Here is an 11,701-nt window from a genome sequence, read left to right as displayed (position 1 = left end):
GAGCTTGTCTTTGATGTCAACTCGGCCTATTTTGACAATCATGGTGGCTACGAGTTCGCCAAGCAGTTCTATGAGGATGCCTACAAAGCAGCCGTTCAAATCGTGGGCGGTGAGCAGTATATTCTCTCGGCAGTCATGCACGCGGATGAGATCAACCGCGCCATGACCGAAGCACTAGGCCGCGAAGTTTACCACTACCACCTCCATGTGGTCTATGTTCCTGTGGTAGAAAAGCAGATCCTCTGGTCGAAACGCTGCAAGGACAAGGCACTGGTGGGCACCGTCAAGGAGACCGTCATGCAGGTCAGTCGGAGCAAGAAGTGGGCATCCAAGCCCCTGCTGGACGATGCCGGAAAGCCCGTGCTGCAAAAGAACGGCAAGCCAGTCCTGAAGAAGTCGTACAGCGTCCTGCAAGACGATTTCTTCAACTATATGCGTACTGCCGGGTACACCGATGTGGAGCGCGGCGAGCGTGGCAGCACCGAAGAACACCTGACTGTCACGCAGTTCAAAGTCCAGCGGGAGCAGGAACGTCTGGACAGCCTGACCGCCCAAGCCGACCAAAAGGCGCAGTCGCTTGCCAAAACCAGTCAGACCCTCTCCAAAAAGGAGAAGGAACTTGCCGCTGTGCAGAAAAAGGCCACGCTCACGAAAGAAGCCCTCATTCATGCGCGCGATCTGGATTATATCGGCAAACGCACCTTTCTCGGTAACTACTCGCTGACCGAAGAAGAATTTTCCAAGCTGAAAAAGCAAGCCGACCACGGCTATATGATGGACGTGGAGAACCGCCGCTTGAAAGAAGAACTTTCCACCGCCAAGAAGGAAGCTGCTCATTGGGGTCAAAAGTATCATGAACTCTGGTATGAAGTGAAGCCCTATCTGGACGCGCTCCACCGTGCGCCTGAACTGGTGCGCAGCTTTCTGGAAAAGATTCTCGCCCTCAAGCAGGAGCGCACCATGAATGTGCCGCAGAAAAACCGCAAGCGTGGGCAGGATATGGAACTTTGAGTTTCGGAGGATACCATTTGAACAAAAAGAAGAAGTCGAACAAATCCGGCTACCCGGATGAAGCAATCAAGACCCTTGCGCGTTGCTTTTATCCCTCCATGGTTGAGTTTTTCAACAGCGAGGAAGGCCAGCGTGAATACGAGGAATGGCTGAAAGAGCAGGAAACTCTACAAGCCTTGCCTGTTGCAGCATAAAAACAGCAGGACGCTCCCAGTAAAGGGAACGCCCTGCCTTATATAGATGTGTCTCACCGAGGTGTGTCCAGTTGGGCACACCTCTTATTTTTTTGCCCTTAATCTTCTAACCCATGGCTTCCGGTCACATTCTTTAAGTACTCCTCCGGGTCACCGTTCAGAATCAAATCCGCATATCCCAGCGGGTCATTGTAGATAAGGTAGTCCAATTCCGTCTGCTGTGCCATAGTCACATTCAGTGCATCCTCAACCCCGGTGCAGTCAATGGAAATTTTTCTCCCATCTTGGAGAGTCAACTCCACGCACCCGGTATCCATGTTGAACGAACAGGCTCTTGCATCGTACTTCATAATCGCATCCTCCAATTCTCGTTATCGGCTTACGGTCTATGACAAGGCATCAGAGTTTTGCGCCGTCCACGGGAGCCTTCATTGCTGTACCCAAAGAAAACGAAAAATCCGAACCCTTCTCCAATCGGAAACAGGTTCGGATTTTTCTTGTTTGGTGGGCGCGGGTGGATTCGAACCACCGAAGCTGAAAGCAGCAGATTTACAGTCTGTCCCCATTGGCCACTCGGGAACACGCCCATATTCTTTTGTTGTGCATCCGTTTGCCGGACGACTTGTTTATTTTAGCATGAGAAAGGGGTTTTGTCAACTACCTTTTTTCACTTTTTCGGCACTTTTTTCAGCATACTTTCTGCCCCCGTCCGCCGCGCTTTATCTGGTTGAATTGCATCCTGTTTTATGTTAAAATAATGTAAAGATTTTACAGGCAGGAGTAGGTCATTGCATGGAGTCAACAATCAACGCCGCCCCGCAAATTTTTATCGACCGGGAAAAAATGCTGCGCGGCCATCGGCATTACTGGGTGCTGCGGCGTGCACAGGACATCGTATTCTCCCTGCTGGCGCTGATCTTGCTTGCGCCGCTGGCGCTGGTGATCAGTCTTGCCATCGTGCTGGACAGCCCCGGAGACGGAGCCATTTTCCGGCAGCGGCGGGTAGGACGGGACGGCAAGCTGTTCTGGCTGTATAAGTTCCGCACCATGTGCCCGGACGCTGAGAAGCGGCTGAACGAATTGTTGAAGCTGAACCAGATGGACGGCCCGGTGTTCAAGATCAAGGGCGACCCCCGCATTACCCGGGTGGGACGTTTTCTGCGCAAGACCAGTCTGGACGAGCTACCCCAGCTGCTCAACGTGCTGCGGGGCGATATGAGCATCGTGGGACCGCGCCCCGCACTACCCCGGGAGGTAGAGCTGTACAGCGACTACCAGCGCCAGCGGCTGTACGTCACACCCGGACTGAGCTGCTACTGGCAGATCACACCCCACCGTAACGAGATGAGCTTTGACGAGTGGGTGGCGCTGGATCTGAAATACATTCAGGAGCGCAGCTTCTGGGTGGACTGGAAGATCATCTTCCTCACCGTCCGCGCCATGTTCATGAAATACGGAGAGTGACAAAAGCGCCTGTTGTGCATCCGCACAACAGGCGCTTTCGTTACGTTTATTTCAGCACCGCACCCAGATTTGCACTGGTGACCATGCGGGCGTAGCGGCTGAGCCAGCCGGTCTTGATGTTGGGCTCCGGCGCAACGTACTTTGCCTTGCGCTCGGCCAGCACTGCATCGCTGACCTCCAGCGTGATGGAGGCGTTGGGGATATCGATGGTGATAGTATCCCCTTCTTCGATCAGGCCGATGGGGCCGCCGGAGGCCGCCTCCGGGCTGACGTGGCCGATAGCAGCACCACGGGATGCGCCGGAGAAGCGGCCATCGGTGATGAGCGCCACCGTCTTATCCAGCTTCATACCGGCCAGCGCAGAGGTGGGGTTGAGCATCTCCCGCATGCCCGGGCCGCCCTTGGGGCCTTCGTAGCGGATGACCACCACATCGCCCGGGACGATCTTGCCTGCGTAGATGGCGGCAATGGCTTCCTCCTCGCTGTTGAACACCCGCGCCGGGCCGGAATGCTGCTGCATCTCCGGGGCGACAGCGCTGCGCTTGACAACGCAGCCGTCCGGGGCAATGTTGCCCCACAGGATCTGCAGACCGCCGGTCTCAGAGTAGGGGTTCTCGATGGGACGGATGGCCTTTTCGTTCAGGATATGGGCACCCTTGATGTTCTCGCCAAGGGTCTTGCCGGTGACGGTGGGCACATCCAGATCCAGCAGGCCCTTCTTGGCCAGCTCTGCCTGTACTGCCGGGATGCCGCCCGCCGCGTACAGATCCGGCATGTGGGTGGGGCCTGCCGGTGCCAGATGGCACAGGTTGGGGGTCTTGGCGCTGATCTCGTTGAACAGCTTCAGATCGATGGGCACACCGGCCTCGTAGGCGATGGCCAGCAGGTGCAGCACCGTGTTGGTGGAGCAGCCCAGCGCCATATCACAGGTCAGTGCGTTGCGGATGGAGCGCTCGTTGATGATCTGGCGCGCGGTGATGCCCTTGCGCACCATCTCCATCACTGCCATACCGGCGTGCTTTGCCAGCTGCAGGCGCTTGGAGTACACAGCCGGGATGGTGCCGTTGCCGGGCAGTGCGATGCCGATGGCTTCGCACAGGCAGTTCATGCTGTTGGCGGTGTACATACCGGAGCAGCTGCCGCAGCTGGGGCAGCAGTTGCAGGTGCAATCCTCCAGCTGCTCGTCGGTGATCATACCGGCCTTATAGGCACCCACGGCCTCGAACATCTTGGAAAGGCTCACTTCCTCGCCGCCGTAGCTGCCGGCCAGCATGGGGCCGCCGGAGCAGACCACAGCGGGCACATCCATGCGCACCGCTGCCATCACCATGCCGGGCACGATCTTATCGCAGTTGGGCACCAGCACAAGGCCGTCCAGCTGGTGTGCCATCAGCATGGTCTCCACGCTGTCGCAGATCAGCTCGCGGGAGGCCAGAGAGTACTTCATGCCCACATGACCCATGGCGATGCCATCGCATACGCCGATGGCGGGGATCAGGATGGGGGTACCACCGGCCATCTGCACACCGGCCTTGACAGCCTCGGCGATCTTATCCAGATTCATGTGTCCGGGCACGATCTCGCTGTAGGCGCTCACCACGCCGATGAGGGGGCGCTCCAGCTCCTCCGGGGTGTAGCCCAGCGCATAAAACAGGCTGCGGTTGGGCGCGCGCTCCGAGCCCTTAGTCACGTTGTCACTTCTCATTGCAAATCCTCTTTTCTGATAAAACCCTCTCCGTCACGGCTGCGCCGTGCAACCTCTCCCGAGAGGGAGAGGTTTTCGCGGAGGAGCTATAAGATTCCCTTTTCAACAAAAACTCCCCCTTTCGGGGGAGCTGACCGCCGAAAAGCGGTCTGAGAGGGTTTTCCTCTTACTTCTTCAGCCAGCTCATCATGCCGCGCAGCTCAGCACCCACCTTCTCGATGGGCAGCTCAGCCTCCATACGGCGCTTGGCAAGGAAGTGCACCTTGCGGCCGCCCTTGGGGCTCATCTCGGTCAGGAACTCGGAGGCAAAGGTGCCGTCCTGGATCTCGGTCAGAACCTTCTTCATCTCCTTGCGGGTCTCCTCGGTGATCAGGCGCTTGCCGGTGCGGTAGTCGCCGTACTCAGCGGTGTTGGAGATGGAGTAGCGCATCTTGGAGAAGCCGCCCTCGTTGATCAGGTCAACGATCAGCTTCATCTCGTGGCAGGTCTCAAAGTAGGCCATCTCGGGCTCGTAACCGGCCTCCACCAGCGTATCGAAACCGGCGTGGATCAGCTCGGAAACACCGCCGCACAGCACGGCCTGCTCGCCGAACAGATCGGTCTCGGTCTCCTCCTTGAAGGTGGTCTGCAGGATGCCTGCACGGCCTGCGCCGATGCCGGAAGCATAGGCCAGAGCAATGTCCTTGGCCTTACCGGTGTAGTCCTGCTCCACGCAGATCAGAGAGGGGCAACCCTCGCCCTCGGTGTACAGGCGGCGCACGATGTGGCCGGGGCCCTTGGGAGCGATCATGATGACGTCCACGTTCTTGGGGGCGGTGATGGTCTTGAAGTGGATGTTGAAGCCGTGTGCAAAGGCCAGTGCCTTGCCCTCGGTCATATAGGGAGCCACCTGCGTGTTGTAGATATCGGCGCACAGCTCATCGGGCACCAGCATCATAACAACGTCACCGGCCTTGGCAGCCTCTTCCACTTCCATCACCTTGAAGTTTTCGTGGGTGGCAGCGAACTCAGAAGCCTTTGCCCAGTGAGCAGAGCCCTTGCGCAGGCCGACCACAACGTTGACGCCGCTCTCGGCCAGATTCTCAGAGTGTGCATGACCCTGGCTGCCGAAGCCGATGACAGCGACGGTCTTGCCGTCCAGCACGCCGAGGTTGCAGTCGGAATCGTAGTATTTCTTGATAGCCATAATCGTTAGTCTCCTTTTACATTAACTGGTTGGTTTATCTTCCGGTCTTGTATGCTCTGTTCTATCTTTCGCTCACCCTGAGCGGAAAAGCAATGTGATTTATGCCCGTCTTGCGCCCGGCGGGGGCAGCTGGACGGAGCGCACCTCCTGCGGCGGCTTCTGGATATGCTGGTGCATCCCGCCGCGCTCCAATGCGGTAACGCCGGTGCGGCACTGCTCAAGGATGTTGTAACCCTCGAACATTTTCAAAAATGCGTCCAGCTTGTCCGGCCGGCCGATGAGTTCAAACACCATGCTGTCCGGGGAAAGATCAATGATCTTTGCCTTGTAGATGCAGGCGATCTCCCGCAGCTCTGTGCGGTTGTGCACGTCCGATTCCACCTTGAGCAGCAGCAGCTCCCGCTCCAGCGCTTTTTCGCTGTCCAGCACGAACACCTGCCGGGCGACTTCCAGCCGCTCGGTCTGCAATACCAGCTGCTGCAAAGCCTTTTCGTCGCTGGTAATGGTCACCGTGATGCGGCTGACTGCCGGGTCGTTGGTGGCGGACACCGTAAGGCTGTCGATATTGAAGCCGCGGCGGCAGAACAGGCTGGACACCCGGGCCAGAACGCCGCTCTGGTTGTCCACCAGCAGGCTGATGACCCTGCGCTGATCAGATTCCATGATGCTGTGTCCTCCTTATTCCATGATGATGTCGTTGATATCGCCGCCGCCGGGGATCATGGGCAGCACCTTTTCGTCCTTGTCAATGATGCACTCGATCCAAGTGGGGCCTTTCTGCTGCAAGGCATCTGCAAAGGCTTCCTGAAACTCCGGCAGATTGGTGCAGCGGTAGCCCTTCAGGCCAAAGCCATCTGCCAGCTTGACAAAATCGGTCTTGCGGTGGGGGTCGGTCTGGCTGTAACGCTTGCCGTAAAAGCTGGTCTGCCACTGGCGTACCATGCCCAGCACCGAGTTATTGAAGATGACCGTGATGATGGGCAGCTCGTAGCTGACGGCGGTGCAGGCTTCGTTCAGGTTCATGTGGAAGGAGGCGTCACCGGTAAACATCACCACACGCTGCTGGCGTCCCAGTGCCATCTGGGCACCAATGGCGGCACCGTAGCCAAAGCCCATGGTGCCAAGGCCGCCGCTGGTGATAAAGCCACGGCTCTTGGTGTGGCGCAGGTACTGCGCCGCCCACATCTGGTGCTGACCCACATCGGTAACATACACGGCGTCGGGGCCGCACTGGTTGCACACCTCGCCGATGACCTGATGGGGCATCAGCCGGGTGGGGTCGGACACGGGGTGGTAATCCTGCGCCTGCCAGCTCTGGATCATCGTCATCCAGTCCGGGTGCTTGGCGGGCTTGATCTGGGGCAGCATGGCGTTCAGCACATAGGCTGCATCGCCCACGATGGAAAGATCCACATCCACGTTCTTGCCCAGCTCGCTGGCGTCAATATCGATCTGGATGATGGTGGCGTTTTTGGCAAAGGTCTTGGGGTTCAGCGCCACGCGGTCGGAAAAGCGGGTGCCCACCGCGATGAGCACATCGCACTCTGCCACCGCCCGGTTGGAGGTGTAGCAGCCGTGCATACCCAGCATCCCCAGATTCATCGGGTCACCGTAGGGCACAACGCCTGCCGCCATCAGGGTGTAGGTGGCGGGGATCTCCGCCTTGTGCAGCAGATCCCGCAACGGCTGGCAGCTGGCTGCGCTGCGCACGCCGCCGCCAAAGTACACCAGCGGACGCTGGGCGGCGTTAATGAGGTCTGCCGCCCAGTGCACCTGCTCCTCATTATAGGTAGTCACGGTGCGGATGGGCTCCGGCTGCTTGGGGGTGAACTCGCACACCGCTGCGGTCACGTCCTTGGGGATATCCACCAGCACCGGGCCCTTGCGGCCGCTCTGTGCAATGCGGAAAGCTGCCCGCATGGTGTCGGCCAAGTCCTCTACCCGGCGCACCGTGAAGTTATGCTTTGTGATGGGCACCGTGATGCCCTCAATGTACGCTTCCTGAAAGCCGTCCTTGCCGATGCTGCTGGTAGGCACATTGCCGGTAAAGGCCACCATGGGCACCGAGTCCATATAGGCGGTTGCAATGCCGGTGACCAGATTGGTGGCACCCGGGCCGCTGGTGGCCAGCACCACGCCGGTGCGGCCGGTGGCGCGGGCGTAGCCGTCCGCTGCATGGGCTGCGCCCTGCTCGTGGGCGGTAAGCACATGGGTGATGCGGTCGGCATTTTTATACAGCTCGTCGTAAAGGTTCAGCACAGCGCCGCCGGGATAGCCAAAAAGAGTGTCCACTCCCTGCTCGCACAGGACCTCTACAAAGATCTGAGAACCATTCAACTGCATGGTGTTGCTCCTATTCCTGTTCCACTTCTTATCCATTCCCTCAGGGAGAGCTTTTGAAAAAGAAAAAGCCCTTGTCCCCTGCTTCTTTCAAGAGACAAAGACCTTGTAACATCAAGCTCTCTGCGGTACCACTCTCGTTGGCGTGCTGTGCACACCCTCTCACGGGCTTCCAACAAAGCCCTGCACGGTAACGGCTGCAACCGGCGCTGCTTACAGGAGTTTTACACCCGTTGGGCAGGCTGCTCCGGGATGATTTTCCGCACGAAACGCTGACTGCCTTGCACCAGACGGCAGCTCTCTGAACAGTGGGGATCGTGTGGTACTTTTTCCCATCTGCGCATTTGTTGATGTAAATTATACTATAAACCGGGCTTTTGTCAATCGACAATTTGTAACCTGAATCAGCCCAAAGATGAAGCATTTTTAACACCCCTTGCATCCCCGCCCGAACCGCTGTATACTTTTGATATCCGCGTACCTGCGTTTTGTAAGGTATGTGCTATTGGAGAGGAAAAGGAATCGACCGATGAAACTGAGAGAATGGAATGCCCATCTGCATGGGCTTGTTGTGTTCCGTGCCCTGCTGAACGACCCTGTTGTGGCAAGACTTTTAGACCTGACCGACCGCATGGAGGCGGGCTGCTCCTCCTACGGCCCGGTGTGCGATGCCGTAGCCGCCTTTGAGGCCGCTTTGTTCGAGTACACCACCAACTGGGGCAGCTACCTGAGCAATGCTGTGCTGGAGGCCGAGACCATCTGCGTGCGGCAGGCCGCTGCCGGGCAGCTGGACGCGCTGCTGCAAAGCGCCCTGGACAGCGAGCTACAGTTTTTGCAGCAGCTGTGCGGGCTGACGCTGGACGAGCTGTTCCAGACCGCCTACTCGGAGCAGGCGCAGCGGCCGGAACTGGCTTTCCTGCCCCGGTGGCAGACCTGTGAGCTCGACCTTACCGCCGCCTACGCCCAGCGCATGAGCGAGGTGGGCAAAAAGGGCTACGGTATGTTCGCAAAGCACCATGTATTCACGGTGGAAAACGGCCAGCTTGTGCCGGTAAAGTACCCCGACCCGCAGCGCCTTTCTGAGCTGCCCGGCTACGAAAAGGAGCGGGAAAAGGTGATTGCCAACACAAAGGCGCTGCTGGCCGGGATGCCCGCCAACAATGTGCTGCTGTACGGCGACGCCGGTACCGGCAAATCCAGCGCGGTAAAGGCCATTGCCAACGAGTTTGCGCCCGAGGGACTGCGGCTGGTAGAGGTAAAAAAGAACCAGCTGTACCAGATCCCCGACCTGATGGACAAGCTGGCGGCAAACCCGCTCAAGTTCATCCTGTTCATCGATGACCTGAGCTTTACCGCCAACGACGACAACTTTGCCGCCTTGAAGGCCATCTTGGAGGGCAGCGTAGGCGGACGCGCCCAGAACATTGCAGTGTACGCCACCTCCAACCGCCGCCACCTCATCAAGGAGACCCTCTCGGACCGCACCGGCGACGACATCCATGAAGCCGACACCCGGCAGGAGCTGATGAGCCTTTCCGCCCGGTTCGGCCTGACGGTCACCTTCCAGCGGCCGGAAAAGGCACGGTTCGAGACCATTCTGGAAGAGCTGGCAAAGCAGCACAACATCCAGATGCCCACCGAGCAGCTGCTGCTCAAGGCCGAGGCCTTTGCCCTGCGTGCCGGTGGCCGCAGCCCCCGGGTGGCCAAGCAGTTCATCGAGCAATGCGAGGCCGGTGTGCAGAAGTAAAAACCGGTTTTCCGAACATGATGCCAAAAAACGGGACACCAAAGCATCCGCAGATGCTCCGGTGTCCCGTTTTTCTTGTCTTATTTTTCGCTCAGTCCCGCACAGCGATGCACTCGATCTCCAGCTTTGCCCCCTTGGGGATGGCTGCCACCTGCACGCAGCTGCGGGCGGGGAACGGCTCGGCAAAGGCCTTGGCGTACTCTGCGTTCACTGCGGCAAAATCGTTGATGTCAGCCAGAAAGATCACCGTCTTGACCACGTTGTTCATGGAAAGCCCAGCCTCGGCCAGAATCGCCTTCAGGTTGGCAAGGCTCTGTGCGGCCTGCTGCTCCACGGTATCAGCCATGGTGCCGGTGGCGGGGTCTACCGGGATCTGCCCGGACACAAACACCATATTGCCCAGATCCAGTGCTTGACTGTAAGGGCCGATAGCGGCAGGTGCGTTGGTGGTAGATACGACTTTCATAGTATATTTTCTCCTCTATATTACTTTAAGTTTAATGCAAGTTCTCTTTTCGCTCAGGCAAACGATAAAGTTTACACCCGCTCGGTGACCAGCTGGAAGCCGGCCTTAGTCAGCTCGGTGCGGATCTGCTCGATCTGAGCGGCATCGCGGGTCTCCAGCGTCAGCTTGAGGAAGCAGCTGGAGATGGGCATATTGGGGTCGGAGCCGTCATGCTGCACAGACACCACATTGCTGCCGCAGCGGGATACCACCTCGGCCACCTTTTTCAGCTGGCCGGGCTTATCCTCCAGTGCAATGGTCAGGTTTGCCTTGCGGCCGCTCATAACAAGACCGCGGGTGATGACGCGGTTCAGGATGTTTACATCAATGTTGCCGCCGGAGATGACACAGGCCACCTTTTTGCCCTCCACCGGCAGCTTGTGGAACAGCACTGCCGCCACCGGCACAGCGCCTGCACCCTCGGCCACCAGCTTCTGGTTCTCCATCAGGGAGAGGATGGCCGCCGCCGTCTCGTCCTCGGTCACGGTAACGATATCGTCCACATACTGCTCGCACAGCTGGTAGGTCAGCTCGCCCGGGGTCTTGACCTGAATGCCGTCCGCAAAGGTGGAAGCAGCTTTCAGGGTCTGGTACTTGTGCTCGTGCAGGCTGCGGTACATACTGGGGGCACCCTCGGCCTGTACGCCGTACACCTTGACCTCCGGCCGCAGGGTCTTGATGGCAAAGGCAATACCGGAAATCAGTCCGCCGCCGCCCACCGGCACCACCACAGCGTCCACATCCGGCAGCTGATCCAGAATTTCCAAGCCAATGGTTCCCTGCCCGGCGATGACCTGCTCGTCATCGTAGGGGTGGATAAAGGTCATGTCGTACTCCTTTTGCAGCTGCACGGCCTTGTCGTGGGCTTCGTCGTAGGTGCCGGGCACAAGGCAGACCTCCGCGCCCAGATTTTTGGTGTTCTCCACCTTCATCAGGGGCGCGCCGTCCGGCATACAGACGATGCTGCGGATGCCGCGCCGGGTAGCCGCCAGCGCCACGCCCTGCGCATGGTTGCCCGCAGAGCAGGCAATCACGCCCTTGGCGCTCTCCTCCTCGGAAAGCTGGCTGATTTTATAGTAAGCGCCCCGCACCTTAAAGCTGCCGGTGGCCTGCAGGTTCTCGGTCTTAAGGTACAGCTGGCAGTCCTTGGACAGCTTGGGGGCTTCGATGAGGTCGGTCTTGCGGGCAACGTCCTTCAGCACAAAGGCGGCGTGGTAGATCTTATCCAGAGTCAGCATGACAGATACTTCCTTTATTTTTTCGTGATGTCATCCAGTATAAGTTACGAAAATTGTTTTGTCAAATGAATTTCATTCACGATAAAAGGCATAAAAAAGAGAAAGGCAGTGGTAAAGCGCCACCGCCTTTCTCTTTTTATTCTCATTACCGCCCACGGCCACCGCCGCCGCCGTGGCTGGAGCCGCCGCCCATGCCGCCGAAGCCGCCGCCAAAGCTGCCGCCGCCGAAACCGCCGCGTCCGACACCGCCCCCGAAGGAGCCGCCGCCCATGCCGCCAAAGCCGCCGCCGCGCGGAGGCCGAGGGCCACGG

11 protein-coding genes, 1 tRNA gene and 1 other annotated feature are annotated in these 11,701 nt (G+C 58.6%); of the genes, 4 read left to right on the top strand and 8 right to left on the bottom strand.

The annotated features are described in order from the left end of the window. Together DXB44_RS11245 and DXB44_RS11240 are read left to right on the top strand one after the other, a co-directional pair. Nucleotides 1-1,011 (top strand): plasmid recombination protein (locus DXB44_RS11245; protein WP_118658781.1); only part of this gene is annotated, 1,011 nt, incomplete at its 5' end. 17 nt (nt 1,012-1,028) lie between these two features. Further along, nucleotides 1,029-1,205 (top strand): hypothetical protein, encoded by a 177-nt coding sequence (locus DXB44_RS11240; RefSeq protein WP_242965863.1) that lies wholly within the window; start codon nt 1,029-1,031, stop codon nt 1,203-1,205. A gap of 98 nt (nt 1,206-1,303) precedes the next feature. Here DXB44_RS11240 and DXB44_RS11235 read toward each other — a convergent pair whose 3' ends face one another. Together DXB44_RS11235 and DXB44_RS11230 are read right to left on the bottom strand one after the other, a co-directional pair. Beyond that, entirely contained in the window at nt 1,304-1,555 is a 252-nt protein-coding gene (locus DXB44_RS11235; RefSeq protein ID WP_118658779.1) for a DUF6061 family protein, read from the bottom strand. A gap of 152 nt (nt 1,556-1,707) precedes the next feature. Further along, a tRNA-Tyr gene (locus DXB44_RS11230) sits at nt 1,708-1,792 on the bottom strand. Nucleotides 1,793-1,997: 205 nt separating this feature from the next. Between DXB44_RS11230 and DXB44_RS11225 the strand changes: the two genes are divergently transcribed. After that, the gene (locus tag DXB44_RS11225) at nt 1,998-2,669 is read left to right on the top strand and encodes a sugar transferase (protein WP_118658778.1); all 672 of its coding nucleotides are present in this window, start codon (nt 1,998-2,000) and stop codon (nt 2,667-2,669) included. A 46-nt stretch (nt 2,670-2,715) separates the two neighbouring features. Here the strand turns inward: DXB44_RS11225 and ilvD are convergent, their stop codons facing one another. From ilvD to ilvB, 4 genes are all read right to left on the bottom strand, one after another. After that, nucleotides 2,716-4,374 carry a dihydroxy-acid dehydratase gene (gene ilvD, locus DXB44_RS11220; RefSeq protein WP_015537501.1) on the bottom strand — a complete coding sequence of 553 codons (1,659 nt, stop codon included), beginning with the start codon at nt 4,372-4,374 and terminating at the stop codon, nt 2,716-2,718. A gap of 166 nt (nt 4,375-4,540) precedes the next feature. Further along, on the bottom strand, nt 4,541-5,560 hold the full coding sequence (gene ilvC, locus DXB44_RS11215; RefSeq protein WP_097779242.1) for a ketol-acid reductoisomerase: 1,020 nt from the start codon (nt 5,558-5,560) through the stop codon (nt 4,541-4,543). Nucleotides 5,561-5,659: 99 nt separating this feature from the next. Then, complete coding sequence (ilvN, locus tag DXB44_RS11210) at nt 5,660-6,223, bottom strand: acetolactate synthase small subunit (protein WP_118658777.1); 564 nt, start codon at nt 6,221-6,223, stop codon at nt 5,660-5,662. A gap of 15 nt (nt 6,224-6,238) precedes the next feature. Next, a complete protein-coding gene (gene ilvB, locus DXB44_RS11205; RefSeq protein WP_044959584.1) occupies nt 6,239-7,903 on the bottom strand; it encodes a biosynthetic-type acetolactate synthase large subunit in 1,665 nt (554 codons plus the stop codon). An 87-nt stretch (nt 7,904-7,990) separates the two neighbouring features. Further along, nucleotides 7,991-8,248: a binding site (T-box leader), on the bottom strand. A 181-nt stretch (nt 8,249-8,429) separates the two neighbouring features. On the opposite strand from ilvB, the gene DXB44_RS11200 reads away from it, so the two are divergent. Further along, a complete protein-coding gene (locus tag DXB44_RS11200; protein WP_118658776.1) occupies nt 8,430-9,647 on the top strand; it encodes an ATP-binding protein in 1,218 nt (405 codons plus the stop codon). Nucleotides 9,648-9,738: 91 nt separating this feature from the next. On the opposite strand, the gene DXB44_RS11195 is transcribed toward DXB44_RS11200, so the two are convergent. Then, entirely contained in the window at nt 9,739-10,113 is a 375-nt protein-coding gene (locus DXB44_RS11195) for a RidA family protein (RefSeq protein WP_055186970.1), read from the bottom strand. A gap of 71 nt (nt 10,114-10,184) precedes the next feature. Then, nucleotides 10,185-11,390 (bottom strand): threonine ammonia-lyase, encoded by a 1,206-nt coding sequence (ilvA, locus tag DXB44_RS11190; RefSeq protein WP_005920741.1) that lies wholly within the window; start codon nt 11,388-11,390, stop codon nt 10,185-10,187. Nucleotides 11,391-11,701: the final 311 nt, after the last annotated feature.

It is taken from the genome of Faecalibacterium sp. OM04-11BH, from assembly GCF_003482185.1.
Lineage (GTDB): Bacteria > Bacillota > Clostridia > Oscillospirales > Ruminococcaceae > Faecalibacterium > Faecalibacterium tardum.
This window is presented reverse-complemented; position numbering and strand designations above follow the sequence as displayed.

Bases quoted from the DNA above. Each gene is read 5' to 3' on its own strand.
- ilvD (WP_015537501.1), bottom strand. From the start codon at position 4,374: ATGAGAAGTGACAACGTGACTAAGGGCTCGGAGCGCGCGCCCAACCGC.
- DXB44_RS11195 (WP_055186970.1), bottom strand. From the start codon at position 10,113: ATGAAAGTCGTATCTACCACCAACGCACCTGCCGCTATCGGCCCTTAC.
- DXB44_RS11200 (WP_118658776.1), top strand. From the start codon at position 8,430: ATGAAACTGAGAGAATGGAATGCCCATCTGCATGGGCTTGTTGTGTTC.
- ilvN (WP_118658777.1), bottom strand. From the start codon at position 6,223: ATGGAATCTGATCAGCGCAGGGTCATCAGCCTGCTGGTGGACAACCAG.
- DXB44_RS11225 (WP_118658778.1), top strand. From the start codon at position 1,998: ATGGAGTCAACAATCAACGCCGCCCCGCAAATTTTTATCGACCGGGAA.
- DXB44_RS11235 (WP_118658779.1), bottom strand. From the start codon at position 1,555: ATGAAGTACGATGCAAGAGCCTGTTCGTTCAACATGGATACCGGGTGC.
- ilvB (WP_044959584.1), bottom strand. From the start codon at position 7,903: ATGCAGTTGAATGGTTCTCAGATCTTTGTAGAGGTCCTGTGCGAGCAG.
- ilvA (WP_005920741.1), bottom strand. From the start codon at position 11,390: ATGCTGACTCTGGATAAGATCTACCACGCCGCCTTTGTGCTGAAGGAC.
- ilvC (WP_097779242.1), bottom strand. From the start codon at position 5,560: ATGGCTATCAAGAAATACTACGATTCCGACTGCAACCTCGGCGTGCTG.